Origin of the sequence: Catellatospora sp. NPDC049609 (assembly GCF_040675365.1) — a bacterium.
In the GTDB taxonomy this organism is placed as follows: domain Bacteria; phylum Actinomycetota; class Actinomycetes; order Mycobacteriales; family Micromonosporaceae; genus Catellatospora.
This window is the reverse complement of record NZ_JBFAOU010000171.1, coordinates 1-17,335: the sequence shown is the minus strand read 5'-3', so window position 1 is coordinate 17,335 and position 17,335 is coordinate 1. Positions and strand designations below refer to the sequence as shown.

Below are 17,335 nucleotides of genomic sequence, written 5' to 3'. Positions count from 1 at the left end.
CAGGCACCTGGCCGTATCTTGAGCGCCGATTCGCCCAGTTGCCTGGCAAGTCGGACGATCATGGCGAGGCGAGTGGTCCGCCGGGCGGGGGTGGCCTGGCCGGGGTGGTTAGGCTGTGGCGATGCCGATCGTTGAGGCCCGCGCGGTGTCGGTCGCGTTCGGAGAGGTCAGCGTCCTGCGGGAGGCGAGCCTGACCGTCGCGGCGGGCGAGATCGTCGCCGTGTCCGGGGTGAACGGCTGCGGCAAGTCGACGCTGCTGCGCTGCGTGAGCGGCCTGCTGCGGCCCAGCGGCGGCGAGGTCCGGGTGCTGGGCGCCGCGCCGACCGGCACCCCGGCGTTCTGGCGCGACGTGGCCCTGGTCGCCGAGGAGCCCGCCTGGTACCCAGGGCTCACCGTGCGCGAGCACCTGGAGCTGGTGCCGCTGACCCACGGCCGCGACGACGGCCGGGTCATGTCCGTCGCGCGGGCGCTCGACGAGTTCGAGCTGGCCGGGCGCGCCGACGCGACCCCGCTGACGCTCTCCTCCGGCCAGCGGCAGCGGCTCGCGCTGGCCTCGGTGCTGGTCCGCCCGAGCCGGCTGCTGCTGCTCGACGAGCCGGAGCAGAAGCTCGACGCCGCGTTCCGCGCCCGGCTCGCGGCGCTGCTGCGGGCGTACGCGCAGACAGGCGGCACGATCGTGCTGGCGACGCATGACGCGGCACTGGCCGCGGGTGCCGGCGCCCGGGTGCTGCCGATGCGCGACGGGCGGCTGTCCGGCGGCGACCCGCACCCGGCCGCCGCCGCGGCGAGCGCGTCCTGATGACCGTCCCGGCCGTGCGCGCCGTACGGGCCGCGACCCGGGCGCGGTCCGCGACCGCCGACTGGTACGACCGCTACTTCCGCGTCCTGTCCGTCGTCGTCGTGGTGGGGCTGCTGCTGGGCCCGTTCCACGGGCTGCTCACCCGGCTGTCCGAGCCGGTCCCGCCGGTCGATCCCGCGTCCGCCGGGGCCGGACTCGCGCTGCTGGTGGCGTACTTCGCCGGGCTGGCCGCGCTCGCCTCGCTGGTCGGCCCGGTCACCCTGTCCCCCGCGGACGCCCGCTGGCTGCTGCTGTCACCGCTGCCCCGGCGCGCGGTGCTCGCGCCCGTCGCGCTGCGGGTCGCCGCGCTCGCGACGGCGGCGGGGGTGCCCGCCGCGGCGGTCGCGCTCAAGCTGCTGGGCCTGCCGGACCACGGCCCGGCCCGCCTGGCCGCGACCGTCCTGATCGGCGCGTCGGCCGGGCTCGCCGCGGTCTGCGTCGCGGCCCTGGCCCAGCCCTCGGACCGGGCGAGCCGGTGGCTGCGCCGCGCCGCCCTCGCCACCGCCGCGACAGCCGTGCTGCTCGCCGCCGCCCTCGCCCTACCGTCGACGCCGGGCACCGGGTCACCCGACCTCGTTTCCGTCCTGGAATCGGGGACCACCCCGGACCTTGCGAGCACCCCGGACCTGGCAAGCACATCCGGGCTCACGACCCCGCACGGCCTCGCGGGCCTCGAAGCGGAGTCCGGTACGGGCACCGCGCCGCTGCCGGTGGTCCCCCTGCCCGTGCTGCTGGCCGTGGCCTTCGCGGCCGTGGCGGCGGCGTCGGCGCCGGCGTTGACGGTGTGGCGGCGGCTGCGCGCGTTCCCTGCGGCGCCCGTCGTGGACGCCTCGCTGCGGCTGGGGGTCGCGACCGAGACCGCGGTCGCGCTGGAGCCGTCGTTCCTGGCCCGAGCGGTGGAGAGCACGTACTGGCGCGGCCGGCGGCTGCGGTCGCGCCGGTGGCCCGCGTGGCCGGGCGCGCTCGCGCTGGCCTGGCTCGACTGGCGGGTGCTGGCGCGGCGCCCGCTGCGGCCGCTCGCCCTGGCCGCCGCGACGGCGCTGCCGGCCGTCCTGGTCACCGCCTGGCCCGGCCAGGCGCTCGCGATCGCCCTGGTCTCCTTCGCACTGGCGCTCGCTGCGGCGAGCACGGGCAGCGGAGGTGCCCGCCACGAAGCGGACTCTCCCGCGCTGGCCCGGCTGTTCGGCGTGGGGCCGCGCGCGGCGGACGCGGCCCGCCTGCTGCTTCCGGCGCTGCTGGCCGCCGCCTGGTACGCGGTCGCGCTGGCGCTGCTGGTGCGGGCCGGTGCCCTGCCCGCCGGTCCGTGGGCGCTGTTCGGCCCGGCCGCCGCGCCGGTGCTGGCCGTCGCCGCGCTGCGTCTGTCGCGGCGCGGGCACGTCGACCACGCCTCGACCCCGGTGGTCATGCCGATGACCGGGTCGCACATTCCCACCGGCTGGTTCATCTGGTGCCTGACCGGGCTGGACGTCGCGGTGCCGGGCTGCCTGCCGCTGCTCGACGCGCTGGCCGCCCGGCCCGCCGACCCGGCCCCGCTGCTGGTCGCGCAGGCGGTGGTCAGCGCGATCGTGGTGGCCGTTCACCTGCTGCGCCGCCGCTCCGGGTGACGGCGTTGCCGTCCGGACGGACGCCGGGCGGTGTCGGGCGCGCCGGGGCCGCCGTCACTCGGGCATGATTGTCGTATGCGGATCGTGGTGTCGGGAGCCTCCGGCTTCCTGGGCAAGTCGCTGCTGCCGACCCTCCGGTCAGCCGGGCACGAGGTCATCCAGCTGGTACGCCGTCCCGCGGCCGACCCGTCGGAGCGGCAGTGGGACCCGGCCGAGCCGATCCGGCTGCCCGAGGGCACCGACGCCGTGGTGAACCTGTGCGGGGTGGGCGTCGGCGACCGCCGCTGGACGGAGGAGTACCAGGCGCTGATCCTGTCCAGCCGGGTGGTGCCGACCGCGACGCTGGCCCGCGCGGTCGCCGCGCAGCGGATCCCGGTGCTGGTCAACGCGTCTGGGGTGGGTTACTACGGCGACACCGGCGAGCGCGAGGTGACCGAGCTGTCCCCGCCCGGCGACGACTTCCTGGCCGGCGTGTCGATCCACTGGGAGCAGGCGACCGCCCCGGCCGTCGAGGCGGGCGCGCGGGTCGTGCTGCTGCGCACCGGCTACCCCCTGCACCGCGACGGCGGTTTCCTCAAGGCGCAGCTGGTCCCGTTCAAGATGGGCCTCGGCGGCCGCCTCGGCAACGGCCGCCAGTGGGTGCCGTGGATCTCGCTCTACGACTGGCTGGGCGCCGCCCAGTTCGTCCTGGAGGACGACCGCCTGGAGGGTCCGGTGAACATGGTCGGCCCCGCGCCGGTGACGAACGCCCAGTTCACCAGGGCGTTCGGCGCCGAGCTGCACCGCCCGACGGTGATGCCGATCCCCAAGGCCGCCCTGAAGATCCTGTACGGGGAGTTCGGCAACGAGGCGTACCGCAGCCTCCGGGTGATGCCCGGCGCCCTCACCGCGGCGTCCTTCCCCTACCGCCACCGCACCGTCAGCCAGGCCCTGCACGCCGCCCTCACCGACCCCGTCCCGGCCTGACCCTCGCGCCGGCCGACCCCGACCCGCGCCGATCTTGCGTGGACTGTGGGGATGACACGCTCCTTCCGGGCATGTCCCCAACAGTTCGCGCAAGATCGACGCGAGGCTCGGACACGGGTCAGGTCAGCACTGGCCGTCGGCGATGACGTAGTAATTGGGGCCGGTCAGCTTGAGGGTGTGGGTGTAGAAGGTGTTGTAGAGGCCCATGTTCTGGTTCGAGCCGTTGGCGTAGGCGTAGCCGCCGGAGTGGTAGGCGCGGCCCGCCGCGACGTGGGCGTAGTTGCTGGCGGTGTAGCAGACGGGCGGCGTGGTGCCGCCGGTCGTGGTGGCGGTGGCCGAGGCCGACGGAGCGCTCTCGCCCGACGCGCTGAGCGCGGTGACCGTGAAGGTGTACGCGGTGCCCGCCGTCAGCCCGGTCGCCGTGTACGACGTGCCCGTGACCGGCGACGACGTGATCTTCGTGCCGCCCCGGTACACGTGGTAGCCGGTCGCGCCGGACACGGCGGTCCAGGACAGGCTCACGCTGGTGTTCGTGACCCCGGTGACGGTCAGCCCGGTCGGGGCGCCGGGCGGGGTGGGCGTGGTGCCGCCCCCGTTCAGCCCGAAGAACAGCGCGTCGCGGTACGCCGAGCAGATGGTGTCCAGGAAGTACGACGCCGCGGTGCCGCACTGGTCCACGCCGCTGCCGGGGTCGACGGGCGTGCCGTGCCCCATCCCGGCGATCTTGTAGAGGCGTACCACGTCGCTGCCGTACGTCTCCAGCGTGGTGCCCGCGGGCAGGCTGGTGGTGCTCGTCGGGGTCTGCGACACGCCACGCACGTTGGTCCACTGCGCGGTCAGCTCGGTGCCGTTGGCGGGCACCACGGTCGAGTCGGACTGCCCCTGCCAGATCGACACCTTCGGCCACGGGCCGGAGTAGCCGGGGTTGGCGTTGCGGACCAGGTCGCCCCACTGCTGCGGGGTCTTGCCGACGGCCGCGTACTGGCAGCTCGTGCCGCAGTTGTAGGGGATACCGGCGACGACCGAGCCGGCCTTGAACACGTCCGGGTACGCCGCGAGCATCACCGCGGTCATCGCGCCGCCCGCGGACAGCCCGGAGACGTACACCCGGCTCGCGTCGGTGCCGTAGTTCGCGACGGCGTGGTCGACCATCTGCTTGACCGACAGGGCCTCACCCTGCCCGCGCGCGATGTCGGCGGCCTGGAACCAGTTGAAGCAGCTCAGCGAGTTGTTGGCGGACTTCTGCTCGGCCACGATGAGGGCGAAGCCCCACAGGTCGGCGTACTTGCGCCAGCCGGAGTTGGTGAAGTAGGCGTTCGCGTTCTGGGTGCAGCCGTGCAGCAGCACCACCGCGGGACGGCCGCTGGCCAGTCCATCGGGGCGGTAGCTGTACATGGCGAGGTTGCCGGGGTTGCTGCCGAACGAGCTGACCTGCGTCAGCGAGGCGGCGTGCGCGGGCGTGGCGGCGACGGCCGCCCCGGCGAGTCCGATCAGGAGGGCGAGCGCCGCGCGGAGCAGCCGCGGGGCGGACGGTACGGGCATGGCGGGCTCCTAGACAGTGATCCATGTCACTCTGCTGTTGGAGCCGGACGCTACGGGCTGTCGCAACACTTCCGACATGTCCTCGCAACACACATTCCCGCACACCCCTGTGTCGAGCGGTAAGGAAGGGCACCTTCTTAACGCCATACGTAGAGGAAGGTGCCCTTCTTAACCCCGACACTCCACCGGCCTCCGTCGATCCTGTCCAAAGGCGCACGCCACCGTCCTTTCACGGCCGTGCACGCAGACACCGCGCGTCCTTCACGGCCGTGTCATGGAGACACCGCGCATCCTTCACGGCCGTGTCGTGGAGACACCTGCGTGAGATCGACGCGTGCGGGCGCGCTCGACGCCGAGGGCGGCGGGGTGGAGGGCTGGGGGAAGGTCGTGGCCAGAGCAGCGAGGGTGGTGATGAGGTCGGCGGTCGCCGGAGGGGAGCCGGCGGCCTCGACCATGCACAGCTGGCGGCGCACCCCCGTCCGAGCGGCCGAGTGCGCGAGGGCCGCGGCGACCTCCCCCGGCGGGCCGACCGGCTGGATGCGGAGCAGGTGCTCGACGTGGGCGTCGAGGTCGCGGCCGGGCGGGGCGCCGGACACCGGCACGGCCGCGCGGATGCCGGCCAGCCAGCGGGGCAGGTGCTCGCGTAGCTCGCGCTCACCGGCGGCCCGGCTCGCGCACGGGTACGCCAGCCGCACCCGCGCGTGGTCCGCGCCGGACGGGTCGTGCCCGTGCGCGACCGCGGCCTGCGCCCAGCGGTCGACCAGCGCCGCCACCTCGGCATCGTCGGCGTGTACGCCCAGCAGCAGCGGCAGCCCGTGCCGCCCGGCCAGCTCGGCGGTCTCGGCCGAGGTCACCGCCACCCGCACCGGCACCGGCGCGGCCGGGCGCGGCACCACGGCCAGCGGCCCGAACCGGTGGAAATCCCCGTCGGCGCCCACCGCGTCCGCCCCGGACAGCCAGCGCAGCAGCACCTCCAGCGACTCGGCGAAGCCGCGCCGGTAGTGCTCGACGCCCCGGCCCAGGATCGCGACCTCCTGCCAGGGCCCGCCGCGCGCCACGCCGAGCTGGAAACGGTCGGCGGCCAGCGCGTGCAGCAGCGCCGCCTCCTCGCCCAGCGCCACCGGGTGCCGCGAGCCGAGCACGCACGCCGCCGTGCCGACGGTGATCCGCCGCGTCCCGGCCAGGATGTGCCCGGCCAGCACCGTCGCCGACGGGCACTGCCCGTACGCGACGAAGTGGTGCTCGGCCAGCCACACCCCGCCCATCCCGGCCCGCTCGGCGGCCAGCGCGTGGGCGACCGCCACTGCCGGCCCGAACGCGCTGGTCAGAAAGACGTCCAGCACCGCGATCCCCTCCCGGACGTTAAGAAGGGCACCTTCCTATACGCATACCGTTAAGAAGGTGCCCTTCCTTACCTGGTGTCAGCAGTCGCGGAGTTCCGGCGACTGGTTGCGGAGCTGGGCGACCGGGGAGATGAACTCCCGGTAGGTGTCGCCGCCGACCGCGCTCAGCGCGAACGCGGCCACCCGGTGGCAGTTCTGGAACGCGAGCTTGATGCCGAAGTGGCGCTCCAGCCCGCCCCGGATCGCGTCGCTGGCCAGCGCGCGCAGCAGCTCACCGCGCTGGGCCTCGCTCGGCGGCGGGGTGCCGTGCTCGCCGAACTCCGCGCCCGGCTCGGCGGCCAGCCGCCCGGCGGCGGTGCTGACCACCTCCCAGGCGTACGGCAGCGACGTGCGTACGCAGTCGACGAACTCGGCGTCGTCGACCTGCCCGGCCTCGGCGCGCTCCAGCAGCGCCACGGGTACGTCGAGGGACATGTGTTCTCCTTTCGGTGGGGACGGCCGCGGCCGTCAGTGGTGTCCTGCCGGCTCGAGCCGCTGCGGCCCGAGCACGAAGTCGGGGTCGACCTGGGCGGCGAGGTCCTCGCCGCTGCGGTCGTTGCCCCAGGCCTGCGCGTTGCGCAGGTGGAACTCGACGGCCTGCGCGGTGTAGCGGGGCCAGTCCTTGACGCAGCCGTCCACGGCCGCCCGGATCCGGTCCAGCGCCTGGCGGTTGGGCGCCTCCAGCTCGCTGATCGGGCGCGGCGTGCCGCGCTCGGCGGCCCGGACGAAGCCCGAGCGGCCGACCCAGGTGAGCAGGTCGTCGCCGACGTGCTCGCGCAGGAACGCCACGTCCGAGTCGTCGTCGATCTTGTTGCCGATCACGTGCACCCGCACCCCGAAGTCGCGGGCGTAGCCGATGTACTGCCGGTACACCCCCACGCTGCGCAGGGTCGGCTCGCACACCAGGAAGGTCGCGTCGAACCGGGTGAACAGGCCGGAGGCGAAGCTGTCCGCGCCCGCGGTCATGTCCACCACGACGTACTCCCCCGGCCCGTCGACCAGGTGGTTGAGCAGCAGCTCGACCGCGCCGACCTTGGAGTGGTAGCAGGCCACGCCCAGGTCCTCGGTGGCGAACGGGCCGGTCACGGCCAGCCGCACGCCGCCGACCCGGCGCACCAGCCGGTCGTAGATCGGGTTGGGCTCGTCGACCCGCAGCAGGCGCGAGCCGCGCCCCGGCGGGGTCGTCTTGACCATGGCGGTGGCCGAGGAGATCCGCGGGTTGTCGCCGCGCAGGTACTCCTTGATGTCCTTGAGGTGGTCGCCCAGCGACGGGAGCAGGACGGCCTCGTCCTCGCTGATCCCGAGCGCCGCCGCCAGGTGCTGGTTGATATCGGCGTCCACGGCCAGCAGCGCCGCGGGCGGCGTCGCCGCCGCCAGGTGCCGGGCCACGAGCGCCGCGAGGGTGGTCTTGCCGCTGCCACCCTTGCCGACGAATGCCATCTTCATACTGCTATTGATAGTCATTTTCAATAGGCGAGTCAATCACCCTGCGTGTCCTGCGCGTGTCGCCCGGTCACCTCCCCCCCTGACACTGTGGCCCAAAAGATCGATGATCGGCGTTATGTGTCGGAAACTGTCGCCTGGCGGCACATTTCGGGACGCCCTGGCGATCTCCCCCACCGCATGCGCGCGCGGAGCACCGCACCGGCGCGCTGATAAACTGCGCCGAGTGTCGATCGCCTCGCCTGCCAGCCCGCTGAGCCCGCCCGCCGACCTCGCCGAGGCGGCCGACCGGGGCGACGCCGGGGCCACCGCGCGAACCCGCGGCCGCCGCATCGACCTGCTGGTCGCGGCCGTGTCGCTGCTCACCGCGGTCTGGGTCACCGCCGGGCTCTGGTCCGACCCGCTGCACCGCGCCAGCGGCGTCAACTCCGGTGACCAGGCGTTCTTCGAGTGGCTGCTGTCCTACGGGGCGTACGCGATCACCAACGGCGCCGACCCGCTCTTCACCCACCTGCTCAACGTGCCGGACGGGGTGAACCTCGCCGTCAACACCTCGATCTCGGTGTACGCGTTCCTGTTCGCGCCGCTGACCATCCTGGCCGGCCCGGCGATCACCTTCCTGGTGATCCTCACCCTGAACCTGGCCGGCACCGCGTTCGCCTGGTACTGGCTGTTCCACCGCCACCTGGGCGCCAACCGGCTCGGCGCGGCGATCGGCGGCCTGTTCTGCGGCTTCGCCCCGGCGATGATCTCCCACGCCAACGCCCACCTGAACTGGACCGCGCAGTGGGTCATCCCGCTGATCATCGCGCGCTGCCTGCTGCTGGTGCGCCGCGACCGGCCGGTGCGCGACGGCGCGATCCTGGGCCTGCTCATCGCGGTCTGCTTCTCGCTCGCGGGCGAGGCGCTGTTCTTCACCGCCCTCGCGCTCGGCGTGTTCTGCCTGGTCTGGGCGGCGGTGCGGCGGGCCGAGGCGAAGGCGCTGCTGCGCAAGGTGCTGACCGGGCTGGGCAGCGGCGCGGTCGTGGCGGGCGCGCTGCTGGCGTACCCGCTGTGGCTGCACTTCGCCGGGCCGCAGCGCTACCACGGCACCGGCTTCGACCCGCGCGTGCACAACGAGGACCTCGCCGCGTTCGCCGCCTGGCCGGAGCGCTCGCTGGCCGGCGCGCTCGGGCTGAACTCGCACCTGGCCGCGAACCCCACCGAGGAGAACTCCTTCTTCGGCGCACCGCTGCTGCTGCTCGTCATCGTCGGCATCGTGCTGCTGTGGCGCCGCGCCGCCCGCCCGCAGCGGGTCGACCTCGCCGCGCTGGCGGTCACCGCGGGCGTGTTCGCCCTGCTCTCCCTCGGCCCGGAGCTGCGCTGGCTGGGCCGGCTCACCGGAGTCTGGATGCCCGAGGCGCTGATCGGCGGGCTGCCGGTGTTCAACGCCGCGCTGCCGTCGCGGCTGGCGCTGATCGTCGCGCCCGCGCTCGGCCTCGTCCTGGCCTGGCTCGCCACCGCGCTGACCTGCCGCGACGGCAGCCTGGGCCTCGGCGTGAAGCTGCCCGGCCCGCGCGCCGCCTGGATCGCCGGGTTCGCCGTGGCACTGCTGCCGCTGGTCCCGACCCCGCTGGCCGCCCGGGACCGCGCCCCCGTGCCGGAGTTCTTCGCCACCGGCCAGTGGCGCGAGTACGTCGCCGACGGCGGCACCGTGGTGCCCGTCCCGATCACCAACGACCTGCTGCCCGACGGCCAGCGCTGGCAGGCCACCGCGCTGGCCGACGCGGCCGGGCCGGGTGACAGCGTGTTCCGGCTGCCCGCGGGCTTCTTCCTCGGCCCCGGCGGCCCGAACGGCACCGGCCGCATCGGCCCGATCCCGCGCCCGACGCAGACCCTGCTGGAGACGATCGCCAAGACCGGCGCCGTGCCCGCGCTGACCGAGGCCGACCGGGCCGCGCTGCGCGAGGACCTGCGCTACTGGAACGCGAGCATCGTGGTGCTCGCCGACGACGTGCACGGCGCGCACTGGCCGACGTACCAGCCCGCGCTGCGGGCCGCGATGACCGAGCTGCTCGGCGAGCCGCAGCGGGTCGCCGACGTCTGGCTGTGGAGGGTCGCCTGACCCTCACCAGTCCCAGGCGGTGCGGTTCAGGCGGGGGGCCAGGTGCGCGCGCCAGGCGGCGGCGAGCTGCCCGGCGATGCGGCCCACCAGCGGGGTGCCGAGCCAGCCCAGCACGACCGCGCTGTAGGCGACGCTGATCCACTGCGCCGTGGTCAGGTAGGCGAACTGCCAGGACACCAGCGGGTACCACAGCGAGCTGTACTCGGGTGAGTACCAGCACAGCGCCTCGACGGACTGCGGGGTGTTGAAGCAGGCGGTGGGCCACAGCTCGTGCCAGAACAGGCTGTTCAGGCCGATCCACACGGACAGCACCAGCACGGCCAGGGTGAGCAGGTTCGCGCCGAGCCCGGCCTGCCGGTGGCCCAGGCGCAGGGCCAGCGCCAGCGCGGCGGGCAGGATCCCGGCCAGGAAGAAGCGCGGCCCCCAGGACATGCCCGCGTACCAGGCCCACCAGGGGGCGTACACGACCACCAGGCCGGCGACGAACAGCAGCCAGAGCCGGTGGATGCGGGCCAGATCGACGCCGAGCGGCCCGGCGTCGGCCAGCGCCCGCCGGATCGGCAGGAACATGCCCGGGATGTACCAGACGATGCCCCGGCCGAACGCGAACAGGATCGCCAGCACCCCGAAGAAGAACGGGTACGAGAAGCCCGGCCGTCCCGAGAACGGCATGACGTCCTTCGAGCCGCGGTCGCCGACGTACCCGCCCTTGCGGGCCAGGATCTCCAGCAGCACCAGCGCGGCCGCGACCACCACGGGCACGAGCAGGCGCAGCCGGCGGTGCCGCCAGGTCTCGGCGAGGCCGACCAGGCCGAAGCCGACCATGGTGGCGGGGGTGTTGACCGCGCCGACCACCGCCGCCGCCCAGCCCCAGCCGCGCCGCCGCCCGCGCACCACGACCACGATGCCGACCATCACGCCCATCATGGTGAACGTCTCGCTGCCGTAGTGGCCGACGTCCGGCGCGAGCATGCTGGCCGCGACGGTGATCAGCATGAACCGGCGGATCAGCGCGCCGGGCACCAGGCCGCGCAGCAGCAGCCCGAGCGCGACCAGCCCGCCGGTGAAGACGACCAGGTTGAAGTACTTGATGCCGGCCTCGGGCGTGGCGACGGCCTTGCCGAGCAGCCACAGCGGCGTCGAGAACAGCGGGCCGACGATCGAGTACTCGCTGTTGTTGAGGCGTCCCTCGCTGAGCAGCAGGCTGATGCTGGTCAGCCGGTCCACCCCGTCGGCGACGACCGCGACCTGCTGGCCCCAGACCAGCCGGGCCAGGCCCGCGACGATGAGCAGGGTCTCCACGACGGCGGTCCAGTGCGGACGGCGCCGCGGCGCGGGCGTCTCGGGCGCGGTCTCGGCGGCGGGTTCCACGGTGGTCAGCGACACGGCGCCACCTTACGCAACCGCCCGCGCGGCGCGCGGCCCCGCCGCCCTGGCGGCACCGTCGGCAGCGTGAAGAAGGGCACCTTCCTATACGCATGGCGTTAAGAAGGTGCCCTTCCTTTCCACCCCGGGCTTATTCGGCGGTACGCCGCCAGAGCTTGCCGGGCCACCAGACGAAGCGGCCGATGTCGACGGTCAGCGCGGGCACCAGCAGCGAGCGCACCAGCAGCGTGTCCAGCAGCACGCCGAACGCCACCGCGAACGCGATCTCGACCACGAAGACCAGCGGCAGCACCGCGAGCGCCGCGAACGTCGCCGCCAGCACCACTCCGGCGGAGGTGATGACGCCGCCGGTCACGGCCAGGCCCTTGAGCGTGCCGGGCGTGTGGCCGATCTTGCCGGCCTCCTCCCGGACCCGCGTCATCAGGAAGATGTTGTAGTCCACGCCCAGCGCCACCAGGAACACGAAGGCGAACAGCGGGTAGGAGGAGTCCGCGCCCGGGAAGCCCAGCAGGTCGGTGAAGACGATGCCGGAGATGCCCAGCGTGGCCAGGTAGGACAGCACCACCGTGGCGATGAGCAGCAGCGGCGCGATCAGCGAGCGCAGCAGCACCATCAGGATCAGGAAGATGACGCCCAGCACCAGCGGGATGATCACGTTCCGGTCGCGCTGCGAGGTGTGCTGCACGTCGTAGTTGATCGCCGAGAACCCGCCGACCTTGGCGTCCGCGCCGTCGATGGCGTGCACCGCGGCGCGCAGCCGCTCGACCGTCTCCAGCGCCGCCGGGGAGTCGGCCGCGTCGGTCAGCGTCGCGTCGATCCGCACCAGCCCGTCCACCACCTTCGGCTCGGCGGGCGGCGGCACGGGCGGCGTGCCGGGCTGCTCAGCCGTGCCGGGCACGCCCTCGGCCCCGGTCTGGCCCTGCGCGCCGGGCACGGCCTCACCGGTGGGACCGCCCTCGGCCCCGGGCTGGGCTCCAGTGCCGGGCTGCCCCTCGCCGGCCGGCGGCACGACCGGCATGGCGGGCAGGCCGGTGAACGGCGCCGCCTCGGCCACGCCGGCGGTCTGGCGTACCGCGAGCAGCACCTCGTCGAGCTTCTCGGCCCGGGTGGTGATCTCGGCGGGGTTGCCGGTGCCGCCGGGGAAGTGCGCGGTGGTCAGCTCCTGCGCGGCGACCGAGTCGGGGCGGCCGGTGAAGCCCTCGCTCTGCGGGATGCCGTCGGCGTCCAGGCGGGTCAGCCCGGCGACGCCGGCCAGCAGCAGCACCGCGGTGCCGATCCAGACCAGCCGGGCGCGGCGGCCCACCAGCGCGGACACCTTCGCCCAGATGCCGCGCTCCTCGGCCGGCGCGGAGCCGTGCTTCGGGCGCAGCGGCCAGAACGCGGCCCGGCCGAGCAGGGCCAGGATCGCGGGCAGCAGGGTCAGCGAGACGGCGAGGCTGCTGGCGATGCCGATCGCGCCGACCGGGCCGAGGCCCTTGTTCGAGGCGAGGTCGGAGACGAGCAGGCAGAGCAGGCCCAGGATGACCGTGGCGCCGCTGGCCAGGATCGGCTCGAACGACGCCCGCAGCGCGACCCGCATCGCGTCGTACTTGCTGACCGTCCGGCGCAGCTCCTCGCGGAACCGGGACACCAGCAGCATCGCGTAGTCGGTGGCCGCGCCGAGCACCAGCACGTCGAGGATGGCCTGGCTCTGCCCGGAGACCGTGATGAGCTCCTCCTTGGCCAGCAGGTAGACCACGCCGTTGGCCAGGGTGAACGCGACGCCCGCGCCGAACAGCACCACCACCGGCAGCAGCGGGCTGCGGTACACCACCAGCAGGATCACCAGGATGATGCCGACGGTGACGCCCAGCAGCAGGCCGTCGATGGAGCCGAAGACCTCCATCATGTCGGTGAGGATGCCGCCGAGGCCGCCCACGTGCGCGTCCAGCCCGTCGGGCAGGCCCACGTGGTCGCGGATCCACTGCACGTCGGCCATGTTCTTCTGCGCGTCGGTCTCCGTGAACAGCACGGTGACCTGGGCCGCCTTGCCGTCGTCGGAGAACTGCGGGAACAGCGGCACGTCGGCCAGGCGGTCGCCGAGGTGGGCCTTGACGTCGGCGAGCTGCGCGGTGATGGCGGCCTTGTCGGCCTCGGTGAGGCCGGTGTCGCGGCCGTACACCAGCTGCGCGGGGACGACGTCGAGGCCGGCGAACTTCTTGCTCTGCTCGAGCACGAGGGTCGCCTCGGCGGTCTCGGGGAGGAACGAGGCGTTGTCGTTCTTCTGCACCTCGGCGGTCTTGCTCGCGAAGCCGCCCATTCCCCCGCTGACCAGCAGCCACAGCACCAGCCCGACGGCCGGCAGCAGCCAGCGCCACCGCCTGGGCCGTGGGGGCGCGACCGCAGCCTCCTGCCCCGGCTCGACCCGGAGCTCCTTCTTCTCCCGCGTCGCCGTCATCGCGGCTGGTCCTTCCGTCCGTGAGCAAGGTGGCACAGCGTGCCAGTATTTGTGAAAGCTTTCACAAGCACGCTGCGGACACCATACTGGTCGCGAGCGGGCCACGCATTCACGGGTACGGGTGACGCCGAGCACCTTTGCTGGCCTCGGCATTGGTCACGAGTAGCCTGAGCAACGTGACCAGCATCGTCTCGCCGGCTCTCGTGATCCGTCGCGCCGGCACCGTCGAATATCTGACCGCCTGGGAGGAGCAGCGCCGCCTGCACGCGGGCGTCGTCGCCGGCACCGAACCCGACACCGTGCTGCTGCTGGAGCACCCGAGCGTCTACACCGCCGGCAAGCTCACCGAGCCCTGGGAGCGCCCGTTCGACGGCACCCCGGTGGTGGACGTCGACCGCGGCGGCAAGATCACCTGGCACGGGCCGGGGCAGCTGGTGGGCTACCCCATCGTCCGGCTGCCGGAGCAGCGCGGCGGGCTGGCCGACGTGGTCGCGCACGTGCGGCGCACCGAGCAGATGCTCATCGACGTCTGCGCCGAGCTGGGCGTGGCCACCACCCGGATCAAGGGCAACAACCGCTCGGGCGTGTGGGTGCGCGAGGACGAGCGCGGCCCCGACCGCAAGATCGCCGCGATCGGCATCCGGGTCGCCCGCAACGTCTCGCTGCACGGCTTCGCGCTGAACTGCGACCCGGACATGGGCGGCTTCAACAACATCGTGCCGTGCGGCATCACCGACGCCTCGGTCACCACGCTCAGCGCCGAGCTCGGCCGCGACGTGACGGTCGGCGAGGTCCTCCCGATCGTCGAACGCCACCTGCCCACCCTGCTCGCCGTCTGACCCGGCCCCGCCGAGCACCCGCGCCTGCGCAACTCTCGAACAGTCGCGCCCTCCGGCCGCCCCCGAAGCCACGAGTCCTGAAGAGTCGCGGCCCGTGGGCCGCGGCGGCGGGTCAGCTCAGGGGCGGCAGCGGGCAGTGGAGCATGCCGCAGACGGTCCGGGTGAGTTCCTGCTCCGCGACGGTCATGGTGCCGTCGTCGGCGATCACCGCGACCACGGCCTGCACCAGCCGGGATTTCTCGCGCGGGTCGAGGCCGTCCAGCATCGGCCAGGCGCCGTCCAGCGCCAGCACCCCCTGCTGCGGGGCCGTCATCGGGATCGCCTGACCGGGCAGGATCACCGCCAGGCCCGCCCGGTACGCCCGCTCGGCCGACTCCTCGTCGGGGTGACCGGCGCGGGCCAGCACCGCGAGCAGCGCCGCGATCGCGTTGCGGCACTGCGCGAGGCTGCGCGCGCGGACCGGCCAGGGCGGCGTGTCGTACGTCGCCTCGTACAGCTCGCGGTGCAGCAGCCGGGACAGGGCGTACTCGAACACGCTGATCCGGCCGTCGGCGCGCGACAGCACCTCGACGGTGGCGACCAGGTCCTGCCGGCGCGCGATGGGGTGGGTGCGCAGCGCGGGGAAGCACAGCTGGGCCACGGGCAGCCGCAGCAGCGGGTGCAGCCCGGCCAGCCGCCCCGCCTCGACGAGCGCGTCGGCGGCGGCGCCCTCGCCGTGCCGCTCGCGCAGCGCGGCCAGCTGCTCCTGGCGGACCTCGGCATGCTCGGACAGCAGCAGCCCGAACAGCAGCCCGGGCGCGGTGTCGCCGCGCCGGGCCAGCGCCAGCAGCTCCGGCGGGATGCGGTCCAGCAGCGACCCGCCGCGCCGGTCGGCGGGCTGCTGCTGCGTGCCGACGGCGGCCACCACGGCCTCCGGGCGCACCGCCTGGCGGACCTCCGGGCCGGGCATCTGCTCCGCCGTGGCGCCGACGGCCAGTCCCATCGCCGCATCCTCGACCAGCCCGGACGGCGGCTCGGCCTGCCAGCGCCGGGCCAGCGCGTCGAGCTGGGCCGGGTCGAAGCCGGGTTCGAGCGCCTGGATCCGCTTGACCAGCGGCGGGTGGGTGGCGAACAGCGAGTGCGCGCGGGCCTCGCCGAACATCATGTGCCCGACCTCGTCGAGCTTCGGCGTGGCCAGCCGGGAGCCCGCGTCCAGCCCGCCGATCTTCTTGAGCGCTCCGGCGAGGCCCGCGGGCTGCCGGGTGAACTGCACCGCCGACGCGTCGGCGAGGTACTCCCGCTGCCTCGACACCGACGCCTGGATGATCCGCCCCGCGAACACGCCCACCGAGCCGGCCACGACCAGCGCGATCCCGATCAGGGGCAGCGGGTTGCTGCCCTGGTCCCGCCGGTCGCGACCGCCGCCGAACGCGCCCGCGTAGAGGAACGTGCGCCCCATGATGGCCAGGAACAGGATGCCGAACAGCAGCCCGATCAGCCGGATGTTGATCCGCATGTCGCCGTTGAGCACGTGGCTGAACTCGTGCGCGATGACGCCCTGCAGCTCGTCGCGGTTGAGCCGGTCCAGCGCGCCCCGGGTGACCGCGATCGCCGCGTCGGCCGGGGACCAGCCCGCCGCGAACGCGTTGATACCCTGCTCGTCCTCCAGCACGTACACCTCGGGCACCGGCACGCCGGAGGACAGCGCGATCTCCTCGACCACGTTGCGCAGGCGGCGCAGCCGCAGGTCGGTGGTGTCCTCGGGCACCAGCACCCCGCCCAGGTCGCGGGCCACCTTGCCGCCGCCGGAGCGCAGCCCGATGGTGCGGAACAGCGACGCGAGCAGGATCGCTCCGCCGGTGAGCAGCGACGTCCACACCATCAGCCAGGCCAGCTCGCCCGGCGGGGCCTCGAAGGCGCCCAGCGCGAACGCCACGGCCACGTCGACCACGATCACGATCAGCAGCACGGCCAGCACGTACAGCACGATCAGGCGGGTCGACATCCGCTTGACCTGGCGCTGGCGCTCGAAGAAGTCCATCGCGGCGGGGCGTCAGAACTGCACGCGCGGCGCCTCGCGCTTGCCCGGGTCGTCGATCTCCAGCAGCGCGGCCTTGTGGAACCCGAACGGCCCGGCGAGCACGCTGCCGGGGAAGGTCTCGCGCTTGTTGTTGTACGCCATGACCGCGTCGTTGTAGCCCTGGCGGGCGAACGCGACGCGGTTCTCGGTGGAGGTCAGCTCCTCCGACAGCTGCATCATGTTCTGGTTGGCCTTGAGGTCCGGATACGCCTCCGACACCGCGAACAGCCTGCCCAGCGCCTGGGTGAGCCCGTTCTCGGCGCTCGACAGGCCCTGCATGGCGTTCGGGTCGCCCGGGTTGCGGGCCGCGGTGGCCTGGGCGGTCATCGCCGCGGTGCGGGCGGCGGTGACCGCCTCCAGCGTCTCCCGCTCGTGCCGCAGGTAGCCCTTGGCCGTCTCGACCAGGTTCGGGATCAGGTCGTGCCGCCGGGTGAGCTGCACGTCGATCTGCGCGAACGCGTTCTGGTACTGGTTGCGCGCGCGGACCAGCCCGTTGTAGAGCGACGCCACCCAGGCCACGACCACGACCGCGATCACGACCAGGCAGAGCACTCCGATCAGGAGTTCCATGCCCTCACCGTGCCACCAGATCATCCGACTTGCCTGGCAATCGGGCTTATGAACGGCCTTCATACCCCCGTTTGCCAGGCAGGTCGGGTACAAGACGGGATACACCACCGACGCCGACCGCGCTGCAGTGGGAGGTCGTCGCCAACGCCGACCGGCGCCGCAGCC

13 protein-coding genes are annotated in these 17,335 nt (G+C 73.7%); 5 read left to right on the top strand and 8 right to left on the bottom strand.

What is annotated here, in order from left to right:
* The first annotated feature begins 121 nt into the window (after positions 1-121).
* From ccmA to AB0J67_RS32330, 3 genes are all read left to right on the top strand, one after another.
* Positions 122-799 (top strand): heme ABC exporter ATP-binding protein CcmA, encoded by a 678-nt coding sequence (gene ccmA / locus AB0J67_RS32340; RefSeq protein ID WP_363487998.1) that lies wholly within the window; start codon positions 122-124, stop codon positions 797-799.
* A complete protein-coding gene (locus AB0J67_RS32335; RefSeq protein ID WP_363487996.1) occupies positions 799-2,442 on the top strand; it encodes a DUF6297 family protein in 1,644 nt (547 codons plus the stop codon). The genes ccmA and AB0J67_RS32335 overlap by 1 nt, the downstream gene beginning before the upstream one ends.
* A 75-nt stretch (positions 2,443-2,517) precedes the next feature.
* Positions 2,518-3,408: a TIGR01777 family oxidoreductase gene (locus tag AB0J67_RS32330; RefSeq protein WP_363487994.1), complete on the top strand. Its 891-nt coding sequence runs from the start codon at positions 2,518-2,520 to the stop codon at positions 3,406-3,408.
* 123 nt (positions 3,409-3,531) lie between these two features.
* Here the strand turns inward: AB0J67_RS32330 and AB0J67_RS32325 are convergent, their stop codons facing one another.
* The 4 genes from AB0J67_RS32325 to AB0J67_RS32310 all read right to left on the bottom strand — a co-directional run bounded on the left by AB0J67_RS32325 (position 3,532) and on the right by AB0J67_RS32310 (position 7,778).
* Positions 3,532-4,950, bottom strand: a complete 1,419-nt coding sequence (locus tag AB0J67_RS32325) for a PHB depolymerase family esterase (protein WP_363487992.1) — start codon at positions 4,948-4,950, stop codon at positions 3,532-3,534.
* Between the two features lie 272 nt (positions 4,951-5,222).
* The gene (locus tag AB0J67_RS32320; protein WP_363487990.1) at positions 5,223-6,293 is read right to left on the bottom strand and encodes an LLM class flavin-dependent oxidoreductase; all 1,071 of its coding nucleotides are present in this window, start codon (positions 6,291-6,293) and stop codon (positions 5,223-5,225) included.
* A gap of 78 nt (positions 6,294-6,371) precedes the next feature.
* Complete coding sequence (locus tag AB0J67_RS32315; protein WP_363487988.1) at positions 6,372-6,767, bottom strand: SCO5389 family protein; 396 nt, start codon at positions 6,765-6,767, stop codon at positions 6,372-6,374.
* Positions 6,768-6,800: 33 nt separating this feature from the next.
* Positions 6,801-7,778 carry an ATP-binding protein gene (locus AB0J67_RS32310; RefSeq protein WP_363487986.1) on the bottom strand — a complete coding sequence of 326 codons (978 nt, stop codon included), beginning with the start codon at positions 7,776-7,778 and terminating at the stop codon, positions 6,801-6,803.
* Positions 7,779-8,127: 349 nt separating this feature from the next.
* Here AB0J67_RS32310 and AB0J67_RS32305 point away from each other — a divergent pair, with 349 nt between their 5' ends.
* Positions 8,128-9,879, top strand: coding sequence for a DUF2079 domain-containing protein (locus AB0J67_RS32305; protein WP_363488002.1), 1,752 nt, complete (start codon positions 8,128-8,130; stop codon positions 9,877-9,879).
* 3 nt (positions 9,880-9,882) lie between these two features.
* Here the strand turns inward: AB0J67_RS32305 and AB0J67_RS32300 are convergent, their stop codons facing one another.
* Both AB0J67_RS32300 and AB0J67_RS32295 read right to left on the bottom strand, forming a co-directional pair.
* Positions 9,883-11,265 (bottom strand): hypothetical protein, encoded by a 1,383-nt coding sequence (locus AB0J67_RS32300; RefSeq protein ID WP_363487984.1) that lies wholly within the window; start codon positions 11,263-11,265, stop codon positions 9,883-9,885.
* Between the two features lie 130 nt (positions 11,266-11,395).
* Positions 11,396-13,564, bottom strand: a complete 2,169-nt coding sequence (locus tag AB0J67_RS32295; RefSeq protein WP_363488000.1) for an MMPL family transporter — start codon at positions 13,562-13,564, stop codon at positions 11,396-11,398.
* A 314-nt stretch (positions 13,565-13,878) separates the two neighbouring features.
* Here AB0J67_RS32295 and lipB point away from each other — a divergent pair, with 314 nt between their 5' ends.
* Complete coding sequence (gene lipB / locus AB0J67_RS32290) at positions 13,879-14,541, top strand: lipoyl(octanoyl) transferase LipB (RefSeq protein WP_363487982.1); 663 nt, start codon at positions 13,879-13,881, stop codon at positions 14,539-14,541.
* Positions 14,542-14,653: 112 nt separating this feature from the next.
* On the opposite strand, the gene AB0J67_RS32285 is transcribed toward lipB, so the two are convergent.
* Together AB0J67_RS32285 and AB0J67_RS32280 are read right to left on the bottom strand one after the other, a co-directional pair.
* A complete protein-coding gene (locus AB0J67_RS32285; protein ID WP_363487980.1) occupies positions 14,654-16,561 on the bottom strand; it encodes a M48 family metallopeptidase in 1,908 nt (635 codons plus the stop codon).
* A 12-nt stretch (positions 16,562-16,573) separates the two neighbouring features.
* A complete protein-coding gene (locus AB0J67_RS32280) occupies positions 16,574-17,170 on the bottom strand; it encodes a LemA family protein (RefSeq protein ID WP_363487978.1) in 597 nt (198 codons plus the stop codon).
* Positions 17,171-17,335: the final 165 nt, after the last annotated feature.